The following is a 19,029-nucleotide window of genomic DNA, read 5'->3' as shown; positions in this document are numbered from 1 at the left end:
CGTCGAGGAGTGACCGACCAGCCCACCGCCGACTCCGCCGCCCCCGAACTCTTCAGCTGGGAGTTCGCCACCGACCCCTACCCGGCCTACGCCTGGCTGCGCGAGCACGCGCCGGTGCGCCGCACGCGGCTGCCCAGTGGGGTGGAGGCATGGCTGGTCACCCGGTACGAGGACGCCCGGCAGGCCCTCGCCGACCAGCGGCTGAGCAAGAACCCGGCGCACCACGACGAGCCCGCGCACGCCCGGGGCAAGACCGGCATCCCCGGAGAGCGCAAGGCCGAGCTGATGACGCACCTGCTCAACATCGACCCGCCGGACCACACCCGGCTGCGCCGGCTGGTCAGCAAGGCCTTCACCCCGCGCCGCGTGGCCGAGTTCGCCCCCCGCGTGCAGGAGCTCACCGACACCCTCATCGGGCGGTTCGCCGGCCGCGGCCACGCCGACCTCATCCACGAGTTCGCCTTCCCGCTCCCCATCTACGCGATCTGCGACCTGCTCGGCGTCCCCCGCGAGGACCAGGACGACTTCCGGGACTGGGCGGGGATGATGATCCGCCACGGGGGAGGCCCGCGCGGCGGGGTCGCCCGGTCGGTGAAGAAGATGCGCGGCTACCTCGCCGACCTGATCCACCGCAAGCGGGCGGCGCTGCCCGCCGAACCCGCCCCCGGCGAGGACCTCATCTCCGCCCTGATCCGCGCCTCCGACCACGGCGAGCACCTGACCGAGAACGAGGCCGCCGCCATGGCCTTCATCCTGCTGTTCGCCGGCTTCGAGACGACCGTCAACCTCATCGGCAACGGGACCTACGCGCTGCTGACCCACCCCGCCCAGCGATCCCGCCTCCAGCACTCCCTGGCCGCCGGCGAGCGCGGCCTGCTGGAGACCGGCGTCGAGGAACTCCTGCGCTACGACGGCCCGGTGGAGATCGCCACCTGGCGGTTCGCGACCCGGCCGCTGAGCCTCGGCGGGCAGGACATCGCCGCCGGCGACCCCGTGCTGGTCGTGCTCGCCGCGGCGGACCGGGACCCGGAGCGGTTCGCCGAGCCGGACACTCTCGACCTCTCCCGCCGCGACAACCAGCACCTGGGGTACGGCCACGGCATCCACTACTGCCTCGGCGCCCCGCTCGCCCGCCTGGAGGGCCAGACCGCGCTCTCCACGCTGCTGACCCGGCTGCCGGACCTCCGACTCGCGGTGGAACCGGCCGAGTTGAGGTGGCGCGGCGGCCTCATCATGCGCGGACTGCGCACCCTGCCGGTCGAGTTCACCCCACTTGGGTGAGCGTGTCCGGCGTCCTGGGCGAGTGAGTCCGCGGCCTGGGCCGGAGTATCCGCGTCCTGGGCGGGTGTCCCCCGTGCCCGAAAACATGACACGCGCTCAAGTCTGTGATCTTCACGTGATCTGTGCGGCATTAACTTGTGACAAGTGATCGTCTGCCTATACCTTCACCCATCAACGCGGCTGCTTCGAACACCGTTTGCCGCGTGGGTCACCGCTGTCTCGCGAAAGGTCTCCGCATGCTCTCCGGGAACGGTCGTCACCGTCGCCCCCGCCAGGCTCCGGCTCTCCTCGTCGCGGCCGGAGTGACCGGCTCCGCCATCGCCATCCCGCTCCTGGGCGCCTCCGCCGCGAACGCCGCCGACGGTTCGACGTGGGACAAGGTGGCGGAGTGCGAGACCGGCGGCTCCTGGAGCGAGAACAGCGGCAACGGCTTCTCCGGCGGTCTGCGGCTGTCCCAGGAGGACTGGGAGAAGTACGGCGGCCTCGACTACGCGCCGAGCGCCGACCTGGCCAGCCGCAACCAGCAGATAGCCGTCGCCGAGAAGATACTCGCCGACCAGGGCGTCGGCGCCTTCGCCACCTGCGGGCTGACCTCCGGGCTCGACAAGGACAAGGGCGCGGCCGACATCGACACCGGGATCGGTGACGACTCGTCCGACTCCACCGGCGCCACCGACTCCACCGGCCTGTCCAACGGCTCGTCCGGCAGGTCGGGCGGCTCGTCCGGCGGCACGTCCGGCCCGTCCGGCACGTCCTCGCCGTCCGACGCCCCGTCCGACGCGTCCGCGTCCCCCGGCGCGTCGAAGGGCTCCGCCAAGACAACGGACAAGCCTGCCAAGTCCGACAAGTCGGCTTCGCCGTCCGCCTCCCCGTCCGTGTCGCGGACGTCCGACGGTTCACCCGACGAAACGGCTGAAAGCGACGACACGGACAACTTGGAGCAGGCCGTGGGCTCCTGGAGCCTCGTCGACACCGGCTCCCTCGGCACCGGCAGCGGCGCCGGCGGAGACTCCGGCACCGGCCGCCACCGCGGCGGCAGCGCCGACGAGGCGGCCAACAACCGCTCCACGGAGGCATCCTCGGGCCGCCATGCCGCGCGCACGGACGCCGACGACGCCGACGAGACCGACGCCTACACGGTCCGCGCCGGCGACACCCTCGCCTCCGTCGCGGACGCGCTCGACGTCGACGGCGGGTGGCGCGAGCTCTACTCCCTGAACGAGAAGGCGATCGGCGCCGACCCGAGCCACATCGTCCCCGGTCAGACCCTGCGAGTCGGGGCGGAAACGGGCGAAAACTAGCGGGAGTTGACGTCCGCTTTCGCCATGGAATGTCTGGTTTGGTGAAAGTGTGGGATGAGTCTCAGAGGCCCTGATCGTCTTTGAAATCCGGTGGATTCCGTGTCTACGGTCATGACCGCTCGCCAACGCGGGCCCCGGCTGCCGCAACGCCGAATCCTGCCAGCGGCCGTCCGGGAACAGTCGTCGCGTCAAGCGCCGTAGGCAGGAGCGGGGGACCCAAGGTAAGTGCCGGGCCCGGCCCTTGAGGGGCGGGAACGGCTAGGGGTGGAGCCGCGCACCGGGAGGTGGGCGGCCGGGCAACTCAACCGGCCCGAACCCGACAGCTCACCTCGCAGGCGTCGGTGAGGGGATCAACCATGCTGTTTTCCGGCAAGGGCAAGCACCGTCGTCCGACTGTTCTCCAGCGCTCCACCCGCGCCGTCGCCGTCGCCGGTGTCACCGGCGCCGCCGTCGCCGCCCCGCTGCTGGCGGCCGGCAACGCCTCCGCCGCCACCGCCTCCGAGTGGGACGCCGTCGCCCAGTGCGAGTCCGGCGGCAACTGGTCCATCAACACCGGCAACGGCTACTACGGCGGCCTGCAGTTCTCCGCCTCCACCTGGGCCGCGTACGGCGGCACGCAGTACGCCTCCACCGCCGACCAGGCAAGCAAGGCGCAGCAGATCGCCGTCGCCGAGAAGGTCCTCGCCGCCCAGGGCAAGGGCGCCTGGCCGGTCTGCGGCACGGGCCTGTCCGGCGCCTCCTACGACGGCTCCGCCGGGGCGCCGTCGTCCTCCGGCTCCTCCGGCTCCTCTTCCTCCTCGTCGGGCGACTCCTCCTCGTCGGGCGACTCCTCCTCGTCGGGCGACTCCTCTTCGTCGGGCGACTCCTCTTCGTCGGGCGACACCGCCACCCGCTCCACCGAGCAGCAGAGCGCCACCCGCTCCACCGAGCGCCCGGCCGTGACGTCGCAGAAGACCGTCACCACCCCGACCGGCAAGAAGGTCAAGAAGGGCGACGGCGAGTACAAGGTCGTCAAGGGCGACACGCTCTCCGCGATCGCCGCCGAGCACGACGTCAAGGGCGGCTGGAAGAAGGTGTTCCGGCTGAACAAGGACATCGTCGAGCACGCCGACCTCATCTACCCGGGCCAGCAGCTGCACCTGAAGTGACAGCCGTCCGGTAGCCGGATCACAGGCCGCTCACAGCCGCGCCCCCCACGGTGGGGGACGTCGGGACCGCCCCCGGCCCCGCAGACTCCCCGCCCCGGTGCGTGTTCCCCCGTACGCACCGGGGCGGGGTTTTTCTCTGCCCCCGATGCCCGCTGTGCACGCGTTGTTCACCTCGCTTTGTTCCGGGGGTGAACAATAGGTACCGTCTGACCTTGTCCACGGGACGGTCGGTCGGCTGCCGACGGCCCCGGGACGGTTAGGCTCTAGTCGCAAGGCTGCAAGACGGGCCGTCAGGCCCAAGTGCCCCGCACTACCAGCGTCACATCCACGAAGGAGATGCTCGTGCCGTCCATCGACGTCGTCGTAGCCCGGGAAATCCTGGACTCCCGAGGCAATCCCACGGTCGAGGTCGAGGTCGGCCTCGACGACGGCAGCACGGGTCGTGCCGCCGTCCCCTCCGGCGCCTCCACCGGCGCCTTCGAGGCCATCGAGCTCCGTGACGGCGACCCGAACCGTTACCAGGGCAAGGGTGTCGAGAAGGCCGTCCTCGCCGTCATCGAGCAGATCGGCCCGGAGCTGGTCGGCTACGACGCCACCGAGCAGCGCCTGATCGACCAGGCGATGTTCGACCTGGACGCCACCGACAACAAGGGCTCGCTCGGCGCCAACGCCATCCTCGGCGTCTCGCTTGCCGTCGCCCACGCCGCCTCCGAGGCCAGCGACCTCCCCCTGTTCCGCTACCTGGGCGGCCCCAACGCGCACCTGCTGCCGGTGCCGATGATGAACATCCTGAACGGCGGCTCGCACGCCGACTCCAACGTGGACATCCAGGAGTTCATGATCGCCCCGATCGGCGCGGAGTCCTTCTCCGAGGCGCTGCGCTGGGGTGCCGAGGTGTACCACACCCTGAAGAAGGTCCTGAAGTCCAAGGGCCTGGCCACCGGCCTGGGCGACGAGGGCGGCTTCGCCCCGAACCTCGGCTCCAACCGTGAGGCCCTCGACCTCATTCTGGAGGCGATCAAGGAGGCCGGCTACACCCCCGGCGAGCAGATCGCCCTCGCGCTCGACGTCGCCGCCTCCGAGTTCTACAAGGACGGCAAGTACCTCTTCGAGGGCAAGGAGCGCTCCGCCGCCGAGATGACGGAGTACTACGAGGAGCTCGTCGCGGCCTACCCGCTCGTCTCCATCGAGGACCCGCTGTTCGAGGACGACTGGGCCGGCTGGAAGGTTCTCACCGACCGTCTCGGCGACAAGGTCCAGATCGTCGGCGACGACCTGTTCGTCACCAACCCCGAGCGCCTGGCCCGCGGCATCGAGGAGGGCACCGCCAACGCCCTGCTGGTCAAGGTCAACCAGATCGGCTCGCTGACCGAGACCCTGGACGCCGTCGAGCTCGCCCAGCGCAACGGCTTCAAGTGCATGATGTCCCACCGCTCCGGCGAGACCGAGGACGTCACCATCGCCGACCTGGCCGTCGCCACGAACTGCGGCCAGATCAAGACCGGCGCCCCGGCCCGCTCCGAGCGCGTCGCCAAGTACAACCAGCTGCTGCGCATCGAGGAGATCCTCGACGACGCCGCGGTCTACGCCGGCCGCAGCGCCTTCCCGCGCTTCAAGGGCACCCAGATCTCCAAGGGCTGACCCCGGCACGGCCGCCGCTCAGCCGGTCGTACGTACGTCCCCGTACGCGGTCCCGTACCGTGTGCGGGGACGTACGCGCGTGTGAAGGGGAGGCGGGGACATGGCCGGCAGGGACCGCGACCGGTTCTCCACCACGACCAGGATCAAGCTGCTCGGCGAGCAGACGGCGGCCCGGGTCTACCGCTCGCAGACCAGACGCCAGGCCCGCCGCTCCCGGCTGACCAGCCGGGCGGCGCTGCTCGCCCTCGTCGTATGCACCCTGGTCGTCGCGCTCGCCTACCCGATAAGGCAGTACGTCTCCCAGCGCGCCGAGATCGCCGACCTGGAGCGGCAGAAGCAGCAGGCCCGGGAACGGGTCGGGCAACTGCGCGACCTCAAGGCACGCTGGCAGGACGACGCGTACGCCGAGCAGCAGATCCGGCAGCGGCTGCACTACGTGATGCCGGGCGAGACGGGCTACGTCGTGATCGACCCGGGCGCGGCCCGGCAGTCCCGCGTCGGCCGGACGACGGCCGGCCGCTCCTGGTACTCCAACGTCTGGTACGGCGTCGACAGGTCCGACGCCGCCGGCCAGTGAACCGACCGACACTCGAGAGAGACTTTCGCACAGGCATGGAAACGCCCCCGCCGACCACCCCGCGCACCGAGCCCACCGACGCGGACGTCGAGGCCTTCAAGCAGCAGCTCGGGCGGCCGCCGCGCGGACTGCGCGCGATCGCGCACCGGTGCCCGTGCGGGCAGCCGGACGTCGTGGAGACCGCGCCGCGGCTGCCCGACGGCACCCCCTTCCCGACGCTGTACTACCTGACGTGCCCCAAGGCGAACTCCGCCATCGGCACGCTGGAGGCCGAGGGCGTGATGAAGGAGATGACCGAGCGGCTGCGCACCGACCCGGAGCTGGCCGCCGCCTACCGCGCCGCGCACGAGGACTACATCCGGCGCCGCGACGAGATCGAGGAGCTGACCGGCTTCCCGAGCGCGGGCGGCATGCCGGACCGGGTGAAGTGCCTGCACGTCCTGGTCGCCCACTCGCTGGCCGCCGGTCCCGGGGTCAACCCGCTCGGCGACGAGGCCCTGGCGATGCTGCCGGAGTGGTGGCGCAAGGGGGCGTGCGTGACGTTCGCGGAGGGGGAGCAGCGATGACCCGGGTCGCCGCCGTCGACTGCGGTACGAACTCCATCCGGCTCCTGGTCGCCGACGCCGACCCGGAGACCGGCGAACTGGCCGAACTGGACCGGCGCATGACGATCGTGCGGCTCGGGCAGGGCGTCGACCGCACCGGCCGGCTCGCCCCGGAGGCGCTGGAGCGGACCTTCGCCGCGTGCCGCGAGTACGCGGAGATCGTCAAGGAGCACGGCGCCGAACGCCTGCGCTTCGTGGCCACCTCCGCCTCCCGGGACGCCGAGAACCGCGACGAGTTCGTGCGCGGGGTGCTGGACATCCTGGGCGTCGAGCCGGAGGTCATCACCGGGGACCAGGAGGCCGAGTTCTCCTTCACCGGGGCCACCAAGGAGCTGGCGGGCAGCGACCGCCTGGACCGGCCCTACCTGGTCGTGGACATCGGCGGCGGCTCGACCGAGTTCGTCGTCGGCGACGACCACGTGCGGGCGGCCCGGTCGGTCGACGTGGGCTGCGTGCGGATGACCGAGCGGCACCTGGTGCGCGACGGGGCCGTGACCGACCCGCCCTCCGCGGAGCAGATCGCGGCGATGCGGGCCGACATCGAGCGGGCCCTGGACCTCGCCGAGGAGACGGTGCCGCTGCGCGAGGCGCGCACCCTGGTCGGCCTCGCCGGCTCGGTGACCAGCGTGTCGGCGATCGCGCAGGACCTGCCCGAGTACGACTCCACGCGCATCCACCACTCCCGGGTCTCGCTCGACCGGGTCCGCGAGATCACCGACCGGCTGCTGCGCTCGACCCACGCGGAACGCGCGGCCATCCCCTCCCTGCACCCCGGGCGCGTGGACGTCATCGCCGCGGGCGCCCTCGTACTGCTGTCGATCATGGAGCGGACCGGTGCGGAGGAGGTCGTCGTGAGCGAGCACGACATCCTCGACGGCATCGCCTGGTCGGTCGCCTAGGGCGCCCGGGCCGTGGCCTGGGTCTCTTTCCTACTGATCAGTAGCTCTCGGCTGAGCAGGTCGGATAGCGTATGAGCGGGTCCCGGAGGGCCCTGACGGGCCCCTCGGAGGCGGGTCGCCGGGAAAGTTCGTGAAGTTCTTCACAAGGAATTCGGCTCCGCCGGTGCGGGAAAAGACCCTCGGGGGCCCTCCAGAGGGGTCGAAAGGCCCTTGAACGTGTTCAGATGGGTGGTGTAAGGGAGTGGTGAGCGCCGGATCCGCGAGGGTTTTCCGGGGGTCTCACGGAGCCCCTTCCGGGCCGGAGAAGCAGCTCACGCGGCATTGACAACGCTCCGGCCGACGTGAGGGTTCCCCCGCTCGGCGACGGCGTGCGCCAAGTGGGCGGGGGAGGATAACACAGCCCCTGCCGAAGCTTGTGAAGGGGCGCACGAGCTACCCCCCTGGGGCGGGTGGATACTCGATGCCATGAGCACCACGGAGCGTCCCAGGATCCTCGTAGTAGGCGGTGGGTACGTAGGCCTGTACGCAGCTCGGCGCATTCTGAAGAAGATGCGCTACGGCGAGGCGACCGTCACGGTCGTCGACCCCCGGTCGTACATGACCTACCAGCCCTTCCTCCCCGAAACCGCCGCCGGCAACATCTCCCCGCGCCACGTCGTCGTCCCGTTGCGGCGCGTGCTGCCGAAGGCGGAGGTGCTCACCGGCCGGGTCACCACCATCGACCAGGAGCGCAAGGTCGCCACGATCTCCCCGCTGGTCGGGGAGTCGTACGAGCTGCCCTTCGACTACCTGGTGATCGCCCTCGGCGCGGTCTCCCGCACCTTCCCGATCCCCGGCCTCGCCGAGCAGGGCATCGGCATGAAGGGCATCGAGGAGGCCATCGGCCTGCGCAACCACGTGCTGGAGCAGCTGGACAAGGCCGACTCCACCACCGACGAGGAGATCCGCCGCAAGGCGCTCACCTTCGTCTTCATCGGCGGCGGCTTCGCCGGCGCGGAGACCATCGGTGAGGTGGAGGACCTGGCCCGCGACGCGGCCAAGTACTACAAGAACGTCTCCCGCGAGGACATGCGGTTCGTCCTCGTCGACGCCGCCGACAAGATCCTCCCCGAGGTCGGCCCGAAGCTCGGCCAGTACGGCAAGGAGCACCTGGAGAGCCGGGGCGTGGAGATCTACCTCTCCACCTCCATGGACTCCTGCGTCGACGGTCACGTGGTGCTGAAGAACGGCCTCGAGGTCGACTCCGACACGATCGTGTGGACGGCGGGCGTCAAGCCCAACCCGGCGCTGTCCCGCTTCGGTCTGCCGCTCGGCCCCCGCGGCCACGTCGACTGCGAGCCCACGCTCCAGGTCAAGGGCACCGACTACATCTGGGCCGCCGGCGACAACGCCCAGGTACCCGACCTCGTCGGCCGCAAGGCGGGCAACGAGAACGCCTGGTGCCCGCCGAACGCCCAGCACGCCCTGCGCCAGGCCCGTGCCCTCGGCGACAACGTGATCTCCGGCATGCGGGGCTTCCCGCAGAAGGACTACAGCCACGCCAACAAGGGCGCGGTGGCCGGTCTCGGCCTCCACAAGGGCGTCGCCATGATCGTCATGGGCAAGATGAAGATCAAGCTCAAGGGACGCCTGGCCTGGTACATGCACCGCGGATACCACGGCCTGGCCATGCCGACCTGGAACCGCAAGATCCGCGTCTTCGCGGACTGGACGCTCGGCATGTTCCTCAAGCGCGAGGTCGTCGCCCTCGGCGCGCTGGAGTCCCCGCGCGAGGAGTTCTACGAGGCCGCCAAGCCGGCGCCGGTCGCCGCCGCGCCGAAGACGGAGAAGACCGCGGAGAAGGCCAAGGCCTCCTGACCTTCGCCCGCTCGGCCTGACGCCGGAGGACCTCCCGCCATCCGTGGTGCGGGAGGTCCTCCGGCGTTTCCGCCGTCGGCCCCCGCCGCGGGACACGTGCCGGCCACCGGCGTTTTGCCCAGCCGTAACGCCAACGGGGGACTGTGCGGCCGCGCCGTCGGTGTTTACGTGGTGCTGGACATTCCGGGATCGCCCGTCACGGAGGTGTGTGCCATGGCCGACGCCGCGCCGCGGTTGAGGAGCTTCGTCGAACAGTTGCTGGGAGTGCCGTTCCCGTTGCGCGTCCGCGCCTGGGACGGTTCACAGGCGGGGCCGCCGGAGGCGCCCGCCCTGGTCGTGCGCAACCGCCGGGCCGTGCGCCGCCTGCTGTGGAAGCCGGGCGAGCTGGGGCTCGCCCGCGCCTGGGTCGCCGGCGACCTGGACGTCGAGGGGGACCTGTACGTCGCGCTCGACGCCATCTCCGGACTGGTGTGGGACCGAGGGGAGGACGCCCGGGGCCTCGCCGAGACGCTGCGCGACCCGCAGGCACGGGCCGCCGCCCGCGGACTCGTCCGGCTCGCCGGGCTCCCGCTGCCGCCCGCCCCGCCTCCCGAGGAGATCCGCAGGCCGCGCCACCTGCACACCAGGCACAGCGACCGGCGCGCCGTCAGCCACCACTACGACGTCGGCAACGACTTCTACGAACTCGTCCTCGGCCCGTCCATGGTCTACTCGTGCGCCTACTGGGAGGACGGCGGCACCCTCGAGGACGCGCAGCGCGACAAGCTCGAACTGGTCTGCCGCAAGCTCGCCCTGAGGCCCGGTCAGCGCCTTCTCGACGTCGGCTGCGGCTGGGGCTCCATGGCGCTGCACGCCGCCCGCGAGCACGGCGTGAGCGTCGTCGGCATCACGCTCTCGCAGGAGCAGGCCGCCTACGCCCGCAAGCGCGTCGCCGACGCGGGGCTGACCGACCGGGTCGAGATCCGCGTGCAGGACTACCGCGACGTCGCCGACGGCCCGTTCGACGCCGTCTCCTCCATCGGCATGGCCGAACACGTCGGCGCCGAGCGGTACCTGGAGTACGCCGAGACGCTGCACCGCCTCCTCAAGCCCGGCGGACGGCTGCTCAACCACCAGATCGGCCGGCCCCCGCGAAGCGACGAAACCGACTACGCCGTCGACGAGTTCATCGACGCCTACGTCTTCCCCGACGGCGAGCTGGCCCCCGTCGGCAGCACCGTCACGCAGTTGGAGCGGGCCGGGTTCGAGGTGCGGGACGTCGAGTCGCTCCGCGAGCACTACGCCCTCACCCTGCGCCGCTGGGTGGCCAACCTGGAGGACGGCTGGGAGCGGGCGGCCGCCCTCGCCGGGCCGGGGCGCGCCCGCGTGTGGCGGCTGTACATGGCCGCCTCCGCCGTCGCGTTCGAGCGTCACGGCATCGGCGTCAACCAGGTGCTGGCCGTGAAGACCCCCGACTCCGGCGCCTCCGGGATGCCGCTGCGCTCCCGCACCTGGAACTGAGCACGGCAGGAGGGGCCCCGCGTCCCGGCGGGGCCCCTCCTGCCGCAGCACTGTCCGGCTGCTTGGTTGCTTGGCCGCTTGGCTGTGCGGCTGTCTCGGCTATTCGGCCTTGATGGCCGCCAGTGTGTTCAGCCGGGCCGCGCGCCGGGCCGGCCACAGCGCCGCCAGCACGCCGACCGCCGCGGCCATCAGCAGGAAGACGCCCATCCTCGCCCAGGGCAGGACCAGTTCGTACGTCGGCATCTTCGTGCCCAGCAGCTCACCGGCCGCCCAGCCGAAGAACACCCCGAGCCCGATGCCGAGCACCCCGCCGAACAGGGAGATCACCAGGGACTCCAGACGGACCATCCGCTTGACGCCCCGGCGGTCCAGGCCGATCGCGCGCAGCATCCCGATCTCCTGCGAGCGCTCGAAGACCGACATGGCGAGGGTGTTGACCACCCCGAGCACGGCCACGATCACCGCCATCGCCAGCAGCCCGTAGAGCATGTTCAGCATCAGCGTGAACATCTGCGCGACGCTGTCGGAGAGGTCCTTCTTGTCCTGGACCCTGATGGCCGGGTTGGTGCCGAGGGCCTTCTCCAGCCGGTCCTTGGCCGCGTCGGACGCGCCGCCCGCGGTCTTCACCAGGACCTGCATGTCCGCCGGGTCGCTCAGGTGCGGGGAGAGCAGGGAGTCGTCCAGCATGATGCCCCGCATCAGCTCGTTGCCCTCGTAGACACCGGCGACCGTCAGCCGCTCGCCCTTGCCGTCCTCGAAGTGCGCGGTGAAGGACGAACCCGCCTTCCAGCCGTGCGACTCGGCGGTGTCCGCGTCGACGACGACCCGCGCGCCGTCCACCGTGAAGGAGCCGTCGTCGACCTTCAGGTCGGTCAGCCCGCCGATCGCCTTCCCGTTCACGCCGGTCAGGTACTCGGTCCGGCCGTCGATGCGGGAGGGGGCGTTGCGCAGCGGGCTGGTGGCGGTGACGCCGTCGGTGGCGGCCAGCTTCCGGGCGACGTCCGGCGACAGCTCGTTGCGGTTGGCCATGGAGACCACGTAGTCGGCCTCGACGGCGGACGCGGCCATCCTGTCGATCGACCGCTGCAGGCTGCCCGCCATCACCGTCATGCCGGTGATCAGGGTCAGTCCGATCATCAGCGCGGAGGCGGTGGCCGCCGTACGGCGCGGGTTGCGCACCGAGTTCTGGCGGGCCAGCTTTCCGGAGACGCCGAACAGCCGCAGCACCGGCGCCGCCGCCGCGATCAGCGGGCGGGACAGCAGCGGGGTCAGCACGAACACGCCGATGATCAGCAGCACCGCGCCTAGGCCCATGGGGGCCTGCCCGTCCGTGCCGTCCATCGTCGTGGCCGCCAGCACCACGGCGACGCCCGCCGCGGCGAACAGCGCGCCCAGCGTGTTGCGCAGCACCAGCGACTTGGCCGTCGCCTTCGCGTGCACGCTGCTCATCGCGGCGACCGGCGGGATCTTCGCGGCCCGGCGGCCGGGCAGCCAGGCCGCCAGCACGGTGACGACGACGCCGACCGTGAGGGCGGCGGCCACCGTGGTGGGGGAGATCACCAGGGGCCCGTCGGGGACGGTGGCGCCCAGCGTGCCCATCAGGGAGCGCAGCCCGGCCCCGATGCCGACACCGGCGGCCAGACCGGTCACCCCGGCGACCGCGCCGACCACGAACGCCTCGACGAGCACCGACCGGGTGACCTGCCGGCGCGAGGCGCCGACCGCGCGCAGCAGCGCCAGCTCCTTGGTGCGCTGGGCGACCAGCATGGTGAAGGTGTTGGCGATGATGAACGTGCCGACGAACAGCGCGATGCCCGCGAAGACCAGCAGGCCCTGCTTCAGCCCGCTCATCGAGGAGGCGATCATCTCGGCCTGTTCGTCGGCCAGTTGCCGGCCGGTGGTGGTCTCGGTGAGGCCCGCGGGCAGGGCCTTGTCGAGCGCGGCCTTCAGCGCGGTCTGGGAGGTGCCGGACGCGGCCGTCACGTCGATCTCGTCGTACGTGCCCGGCTTGCCGAACAGCTTCTGGGCGGTGGCCGTGTCGAACAGGGCCAGGCTGCCGCCGGCCGCGACATTGCCGTCGTCGGTGGTGAAGATGCCGCTGATCACCGGCTTCAGCACCGGTCCGTCGACCGAGATCCGCACGGTGTCGCCGACCCGGTAGCCGGCCCGCCGCGCGGTCTCGGCGTCGATGGCGATCCGGTTCTCGCCGTGCGGGGCGGAGCCGGACGTCAGCGGGTAGCGCGGGTCCTTGTCGCCCCAGTAGTTGCCGCCCTCGGAGCGGAAGCCGCCGCCGATGAGCTTGCCGTCCTTGTCGGCGATGGCGGTGAAGCCGTTCACGACGCCGATCGCGTCCGCGGCCCCCGGCACCCGGGCGGCGGTGTCGACCATGGCCCGGGTCAGTTCGGGCGCCTTGCCGATCCGGTCGCCCCGGTCCTCGGGCGACCTGGGCTGCACGGCCACGTCGACCCGGTCGAAGCCCTTGGCCGAACTCTTCTGGTAGGCGTCGGAGATGGTGTCGGTGAAGACCAGGGTCCCGGAAACGAACGCCACGCCGAGCATCACGGCGAGTACGGTCATCAGCAGCCGGGCCTTGTGCGCGAGCACGTTGCGCAGGGCGGTGCGGAACATCAGCTGGTGCGGCCCTTCGCGTCGAAGCGCTTCATGAAGTCCAGGACGGCGTCCGCCGTCGGCCGGTGCATCTCGTCGACGATCCGGCCGTCGGCGAGGAACACCACCCGGTCCGCGTACGACGCGGCCACCGGGTCGTGGGTCACCATCACGACCGTCTGCCCCAGCTCCCGGACGGAGTTGCGCAGGAAGCCCAGCACCTCGGCGCCGGCGCGCGAGTCGAGGTTGCCGGTCGGCTCGTCGCCGAAGATGATCTCGGGCCGCGCGGCCAGGGCGCGGGCCACGGCGACGCGCTGCTGCTGGCCGCCGGACAGCTGTGCGGGTCGGTGGCCGAGCCGGTCGCGCAGACCGACCATGTCGATCACCCGATCGAGCCACTGCCGGTCCGGCTTACGGCCCGCGATGTCCATCGGGAGGGTGATGTTCTCCAGCGCCGTCAGGGTCGGCAGCAGGTTGAACGCCTGGAAGATGAAGCCGATCTTGTCCCTGCGCAGTCTGGTGAGCTGCTTGTCCTTCAGCGAGCCCAGCTCGGTGTCGCCGATGCGCACGGAGCCCGAGGAGAAGGTGTCCAGCCCGGCCACGCAGTGCATGAGCGTGGACTTCCCGGATCCGGAGGGTCCCATGATCGCGGTGAACTCGGCCTGCCGGAAATCGACCGAGACCCGGTCGAGGGCGACCACCTGGGTCTCGCCCTGTCCGTAGGTCTTCGACAGGTCCGTGGCGCGTGCGGCCACGGCGGCGGCGGTACGGCCGGCGACGGGTGTGGTGGTCACGGGGCGGCGCTCCTCCTGGGACGGCGGATGAAGGGGGTGAAACTCCATCGTCCTCGCCGGACACGGCCGTGGAGTCAGCCGCTGTTCCGGTTGTCGGGGCAGACTCCGGTCGGACCCTGCGACGCCGTGTCATACCTGGGGATGACGGCGCCGTGACGAGCGCACTCGTCGAGAACAGGTGGAGCACCCTCGTTCGGGCGGTGAAATTCCGTCATTCCGCATGTGTCGGCGACCGTCGCCCGCAAGGCCATTGGCAAGTGCGGATGGCGTGTACCCGGGTCTGATGCACCCTCAGACGCCAATAAAATAAGACAACATCGGTCTGCCCGACCGATGTTCGAGCGGTGCGTCCCGATAGGGTCGGAAGCTCGACGCGGAGCCCATGGCCTGCCCGGATGGTGGAATGCAGACACGGCGAGCTTAAACCTCGCTGCCCCTTCGCGGGCGTGCCGGTTCGAGTCCGGCTCCGGGCACTCACCGTTACAGCGACCGACCAGCGCATGCGGCCGGCGGGCGCCGTACCTCGTTCGTGGAGCCCCGGCCGGCAACTCTCTCAATTGCTCTGTGCGGGGCCGCTCGTGGTCGCCGGCGCCGGATCGCACGACGGCGAGGAGGCGGTCGGAAGACCGCCTCCTCGCCGGCTGGTCGACAAGGCCGTTGCCCGGGCCTGTCAGCTGCAGTGGTCGTTGTAGTTGACGCGGGTGTAGTTGGACGCCGCGGCGCCGCCCCAGTCGATGCACGAGTTCGGGGCGTATACGTAGATGGGGCCCGCGTAGTACTTGTAGCTCCCGTAATCCACGGTGCCGGCCGGCCATGAGGTGGACGTGCTGTGGAGTCGCAGGCGGGCGTCCAGGTACGCGGCGGTCCCCGGGGTGTCGCTGACGGTCACGACGCAGTTGTAGCCGGTGGAGCTGTTGTAGGTCAGGAAGGTGTTGCCCTCGCCGACATCCATCGAGTCGATCACGCTGTAGCCGGATCCGCAGGCGCTGTTGTAGGAAGCCGCCTCGGCGGTGCCGACCGTGAGGGCCATGCCGGCGGTGGTGAGGCCGAGGACCATTGCTACGGACGCGAGTCGTCTGGGCATGCGCACGGGTGAACTCCTGTCGGGCTTGTTGCGACGTCGAAGGCGACGGGCTCGTGGCGCGGGCCGTCGCCCGAAAGCGTGGCCGAGGGGGGATGCTGCGGTTCCCGGCCGTTTCGGCTTCGGGCCCGGCCGCGGCTGCCCTTGTGGGGCACTGCCGGTGACGGGCGTCGGTTCGAAGCCGTTCAAGATCGTGACATGACTCGATCAACTACGCAGGTCAGACGCACGACGATGGCTGAATAGGCAGGGGTGGTGGCCGATACGGGTACGACCGTCGCCGATGCGTCGGCCCCTGGATCCGTGTAGTATTGATCTTGAGCTGGTCGCCGCAACAGTGGTGATGCGGTTCTGCGTTGGTGGTCCAAGGAAAGACGCCCCACTTCCTGTGGGGAGATGCAGGTGCAAGGCCTGCCCGGCGCTCCGGCGAACGAGTCCCATCCCGTGCCGAACGGGGTGGGACTCGTTCTGTTTCACCACTTCCTTGCCGAACTGGCCGCCGCCGTGCCCTTGCCGGGGTGCGCGGTGGTGACGGCGAGGGGGCCGCGGAGGCGTCGCGGCACCGCGCGACCGTTGACACCCGCTGGGCATGGGCGCAGACTCACGTTCCGAAGATGTGAAGGAAATTTCACCACGCGAACAAGTCCTCGAAGGGAACGCCCGATGCGCACCACCGTCGGCATCATCGGCGCCGGTCCGGCCGGCCTCCTCCTCGCCCGGCTGCTGCACGGCGCCGGCATCGACGCGGTCGTCCTGGAGAGCCGCGACCGCGCCTACGTCGAGCAGCGCCAGCGCGCCGGGATCCTGGAGCAGGGCACGGTGGACGTGCTGCGCGCGGCGGGCGCCGGGGAGCGCATGGACCGGGAGGGGCTGCGGCACGACGGCATCGAGCTGCGGTACGCGCGCCGGCGCCACCGCGTCGACTTCCCCGCCCTCACCGGCGGGAAGTCCGTGATGGTCTACGCGCAGACCGAGGTGTGCAAGGACCTCATCGCGCTGCAGCTCGCGGAGGGCGGCCCGCTGCTGTTCGAGGCCGAGGCCCTCGCCGTGGAGGGCGCGGAGAGCGACCGCCCCCGCGTCCGGTTCCGGCACGAGGGGCGCGAGGACGTCCTGGAGTGCGACTACGTCGTCGGCTGCGACGGCTTCTGGGGCGTGGCGCGGAAGGCGTTCCCGGCCGGGCTGGGCCGGGTCTTCGAGCGGACGTACCCCTTCGGCTGGCTCGGCATCCTGGCCGACGTGCCGCCCTCCCACGACGAGCTCGTCTACGCCCGCCACGACCGCGGCTTCGCCCTGCTGTCCATGCGCTCCCCGTCCGTCTCCCGCCTCTACCTCCAGGTGCCCGAGGGCACGGACGCCGAGGCGTGGAGCGACGAGGAGATCTGGGACGAACTCGAGCGGCGCTTCGAGACGGACGACGACTGGACCCTCCGGCGCGGCCCCATCACCCAGAAGTCGGTGACCCCCATGCGCTCCTTCGTGCACGAGCCCATGCGCCACGGCCGCCTCTTCCTGGCCGGCGACGCCGCGCACATCGTCCCGCCCACCGGCGCCAAGGGGCTCAATCTGGCCGTCGGCGACGTGGTCACCTTCGCGCGGGCGCTGACGCACCAGCGCGGGACGGGGTCCGCGGACCTCCTCGACGCGTACTCCGAGACCTGCCTGCGCCGCGTCTGGCAGGCCGAGCGATTCTCCTACGACATGACCGTCCTGCTGCACCGCGCGCCCGACGCCACCCCCTTCGAGGACCGGCTCCAGCTCGCCCGCCTGGAGCGGCTCGCCTCCTCCCGCGCGGCCGAGACCGATCTGGCGGAGGCGTACACCGGGTTCGCGTTCGGGTGACGTGAGGCCCGGATCTCCGCGCGGTTCCGGCCGTGTCGCAGGTTGGTCATGAATGACACCCTCCGGTCGTGGGAATCAGGGACCCGCGTAGCGTGTTGCGCAGCACGACGAGGGAAAGATCCTTCCCAAGCACTAGGGTCAATCCTTTGCCTACCTATTACTCTTGAGCCAAGGCGCACGCACCGTGGCCATGGAGGAGTGAAATGAGGAGCAGAAACCCGGTCTTCTCGCGACGGGGGTTCAGCCGCGACAACGGCTACGCGGGATTCAACGCGGCGCCGCAGGCCGGGGGACCCGCTGTCGGCACGCAGGGCAACCCGTACGCTCAGCCGTCCGGCAACCCCTACGCGCAGAACCCGTACGCGCAGAACCCCTACGCCCAGCAGGACCTGCAGTACGGCGCCCCGCCGCAGGCCCCGGCCACCACCGCGGGCCGGATGACGATGGACGACGTCGTCATGCGCACGGCGTCCACGCTCGGTGTCCTGATCCTGACGGCCGCGCTGTCCTGGGCGCTGCTGCCGGTGGACGACGCCAACATCTCCCGTTCCTACGGGCTCGGGATCGGCGCCGCGCTCATCGGCATGGTTCTGGCGTTCGTGCAGTCCTTCAAGCGCACGGCCTCGCCCGCGCTGATCCTGTCGTACGCCGCGTTCGAGGGTGTGTTCCTCGGCGTCGTGTCCAACATCGTCGACAACCGCATCGCGAGCGGTGCGGCCATGCAGGCGGTGATCGGCACGATGGCGGTGTTCGCCGCCGTACTGGTCGCCTACAAGGCGGGCTGGATCCGCGTCAACCGCCGCTTCTACGGCTTCGTGATGGCGGCCGCGCTCGGCTTCGTGCTGCTGATGACGGTGAACCTGCTGTTCGCGGTCTTCGGCGGCGGTGACGGCCTCGGCTTCCGCAGCGGCGCGCTCGGCGTGGTCTTCGGCATCATCGGCGTCATCCTCGGCGCCTGCTTCCTCGCCCTGGACTTCAAGCAGGTCGAGGACGGCATCGCCTACGGCGCCCCGCGCCAGGAGGCGTGGCTCGCGGCGTTCGGCCTGACGCTGACGCTGGTGTGGATCTACATGGAGTTCCTGCGCCTGATCGCGATCCTCAACAGCAACGACTAGCGGTGACGGCCGGCCGGCGACGACCGGCCGGGCACCATGACGAAGGGCCCCGGCACATCGCCGGGGCCCTTCGTCATGGTGCATGCTGTGCCGTGCGGACAGCGTCGCGCGGACGGTGTCGTGCGGACAGTGCGCGCCTAGAGGAATTTGCGCGCGGCCCTCCTCAGGTCGTACTCGTGGACGATCGCCTTGGCGTGGCCGTACGCGAGATTGTGCTCGTGGCGGAGCCAGCTCACCTTCTCCTCGAAGCGGAAGAGAGCGGGACCTTCTTCGACGGTGCGCAGCCAGTCGGAGATGGCACGACCGGTGCAGTGCGGGATGCGGGCGAGCAGATTGCGATGGGTCTCCTCGGAGAAGACTTGGGACATCGGCGCCTCCGGACGCAAAAGGGATGTAAGCCGGTCCTTCAGGTCACCGTGCCTGAGCGTCGGCCCGTTGGCAACACTCGTGCGGGTCCGCGTACGCTCGGCCCGTGGTTGATACGACGCCCTTGACCCGAGCCGTTGATCACTTCGCCGACCGGTTGAGGGCCGCGCCGCAGAGCCGGCTCCAGCGGGGCGCCGCCGCCGAGGCCCTGCGGCTGGCCAGAGAACTGGCCCGGCGAGCGCAGCTGCTGGAGACCCCGGGGGAGGAGCCGCGCGAGATGCCGGACGCCGGGATGTTCGCCGCCGCCGACCAGATCACCGTCGCCGGACACGACCTGGCCCTCGTGCTCACGGACGAGGACCAGGTGGCGGAAGCGGTGCGGTGGGTGGCGCGGGCGCAGGAGCGGGCGGGGGTCTGA

The 19,029-nt window shown here is 70.9% G+C and carries 16 protein-coding genes, 1 tRNA gene and 1 riboswitch; of the genes, 13 read left to right on the top strand and 4 right to left on the bottom strand.

The features are described from left to right. Window positions 1–9: 9 nt before the first annotated feature. From ACZ5GT_RS08740 to ACZ5GT_RS08700, 9 genes are all read left to right on the top strand, one after another. A complete protein-coding gene (locus tag ACZ5GT_RS08740; protein ID WP_469017187.1) occupies window positions 10–1,281 on the top strand; it encodes a cytochrome P450 family protein in 1,272 nt (423 codons plus the stop codon). Window positions 1,282–1,517: 236 nt separating this feature from the next. Continuing rightward, entirely contained in the window at window positions 1,518–2,582 is a 1,065-nt protein-coding gene (locus tag ACZ5GT_RS08735; protein WP_469017184.1) for a transglycosylase family protein, read from the top strand. Between the two features lie 183 nt (window positions 2,583–2,765). Continuing rightward, window positions 2,766–2,935: riboswitch (cyclic di-AMP (ydaO/yuaA leader) on the top strand. Between the two features lie 3 nt (window positions 2,936–2,938). Next, window positions 2,939–3,730 (top strand): transglycosylase family protein, encoded by a 792-nt coding sequence (locus tag ACZ5GT_RS08730; RefSeq protein ID WP_469017180.1) that lies wholly within the window; start codon window positions 2,939–2,941, stop codon window positions 3,728–3,730. Window positions 3,731–4,066: 336 nt separating this feature from the next. Continuing rightward, the gene (eno, locus tag ACZ5GT_RS08725; protein ID WP_469017177.1) at window positions 4,067–5,371 is read left to right on the top strand and encodes a phosphopyruvate hydratase; all 1,305 of its coding nucleotides are present in this window, start codon (window positions 4,067–4,069) and stop codon (window positions 5,369–5,371) included. A gap of 100 nt (window positions 5,372–5,471) precedes the next feature. Next, entirely contained in the window at window positions 5,472–5,948 is a 477-nt protein-coding gene (locus tag ACZ5GT_RS08720) for an FtsB family cell division protein (RefSeq protein WP_469017174.1), read from the top strand. Between the two features lie 35 nt (window positions 5,949–5,983). Further along, complete coding sequence (locus tag ACZ5GT_RS08715) at window positions 5,984–6,514, top strand: DUF501 domain-containing protein (RefSeq protein WP_469017171.1); 531 nt, start codon at window positions 5,984–5,986, stop codon at window positions 6,512–6,514. Further along, window positions 6,511–7,452, top strand: coding sequence for a Ppx/GppA phosphatase family protein (locus tag ACZ5GT_RS08710; protein WP_469017168.1), 942 nt, complete (start codon window positions 6,511–6,513; stop codon window positions 7,450–7,452). The genes ACZ5GT_RS08715 and ACZ5GT_RS08710 overlap by 4 nt, the downstream gene beginning before the upstream one ends. A gap of 465 nt (window positions 7,453–7,917) precedes the next feature. Beyond that, window positions 7,918–9,309: an NAD(P)/FAD-dependent oxidoreductase gene (locus tag ACZ5GT_RS08705; RefSeq protein WP_469017165.1), complete on the top strand. Its 1,392-nt coding sequence runs from the start codon at window positions 7,918–7,920 to the stop codon at window positions 9,307–9,309. A gap of 213 nt (window positions 9,310–9,522) precedes the next feature. Beyond that, window positions 9,523–10,809, top strand: a complete 1,287-nt coding sequence (locus tag ACZ5GT_RS08700) for a class I SAM-dependent methyltransferase (protein WP_469017161.1) — start codon at window positions 9,523–9,525, stop codon at window positions 10,807–10,809. A gap of 99 nt (window positions 10,810–10,908) precedes the next feature. Here ACZ5GT_RS08700 and ACZ5GT_RS08695 read toward each other — a convergent pair whose 3' ends face one another. Next, window positions 10,909–13,437, bottom strand: a complete 2,529-nt coding sequence (locus ACZ5GT_RS08695; RefSeq protein ID WP_469017155.1) for an ABC transporter permease — start codon at window positions 13,435–13,437, stop codon at window positions 10,909–10,911. Then, window positions 13,437–14,210: an ABC transporter ATP-binding protein gene (locus tag ACZ5GT_RS08690; RefSeq protein WP_469017149.1), complete on the bottom strand. Its 774-nt coding sequence runs from the start codon at window positions 14,208–14,210 to the stop codon at window positions 13,437–13,439. Before ACZ5GT_RS08690 ends, ACZ5GT_RS08695 begins: the two co-directional genes overlap by 1 nt. Before the next feature lie 389 nt (window positions 14,211–14,599). On the opposite strand from ACZ5GT_RS08690, the gene ACZ5GT_RS08685 reads away from it, so the two are divergent. Next, a tRNA-Leu gene (locus tag ACZ5GT_RS08685) sits at window positions 14,600–14,683 on the top strand. A 197-nt stretch (window positions 14,684–14,880) separates the two neighbouring features. Here ACZ5GT_RS08685 and ACZ5GT_RS08680 read toward each other — a convergent pair. Next, a complete protein-coding gene (locus ACZ5GT_RS08680; protein WP_469017144.1) occupies window positions 14,881–15,294 on the bottom strand; it encodes a spore-associated protein A in 414 nt (137 codons plus the stop codon). 660 nt (window positions 15,295–15,954) lie between these two features. Here ACZ5GT_RS08680 and ACZ5GT_RS08675 point away from each other — a divergent pair. Both ACZ5GT_RS08675 and ACZ5GT_RS08670 read left to right on the top strand, forming a co-directional pair. Beyond that, window positions 15,955–17,130 carry a 4-hydroxybenzoate 3-monooxygenase gene (locus ACZ5GT_RS08675; RefSeq protein WP_469017139.1) on the top strand — a complete coding sequence of 392 codons (1,176 nt, stop codon included), beginning with the start codon at window positions 15,955–15,957 and terminating at the stop codon, window positions 17,128–17,130. 203 nt (window positions 17,131–17,333) lie between these two features. Further along, a complete protein-coding gene (locus ACZ5GT_RS08670) occupies window positions 17,334–18,245 on the top strand; it encodes a Bax inhibitor-1/YccA family protein (protein WP_469017135.1) in 912 nt (303 codons plus the stop codon). 137 nt (window positions 18,246–18,382) lie between these two features. On the opposite strand, the gene ACZ5GT_RS08665 is transcribed toward ACZ5GT_RS08670, so the two are convergent. Next, the gene (locus tag ACZ5GT_RS08665) at window positions 18,383–18,613 is read right to left on the bottom strand and encodes a DUF4287 domain-containing protein (RefSeq protein WP_351891514.1); all 231 of its coding nucleotides are present in this window, start codon (window positions 18,611–18,613) and stop codon (window positions 18,383–18,385) included. Window positions 18,614–18,717: 104 nt separating this feature from the next. Here ACZ5GT_RS08665 and ACZ5GT_RS08660 point away from each other — a divergent pair, with 104 nt between their 5' ends. Further along, a complete protein-coding gene (locus ACZ5GT_RS08660) occupies window positions 18,718–19,029 on the top strand; it encodes a hypothetical protein (protein WP_469017127.1) in 312 nt (103 codons plus the stop codon).

The sequence above is a fragment of the Streptomyces sp. NPDC031340 genome (assembly GCF_055569945.1).
This window is presented reverse-complemented; position numbering and strand designations above follow the sequence as displayed.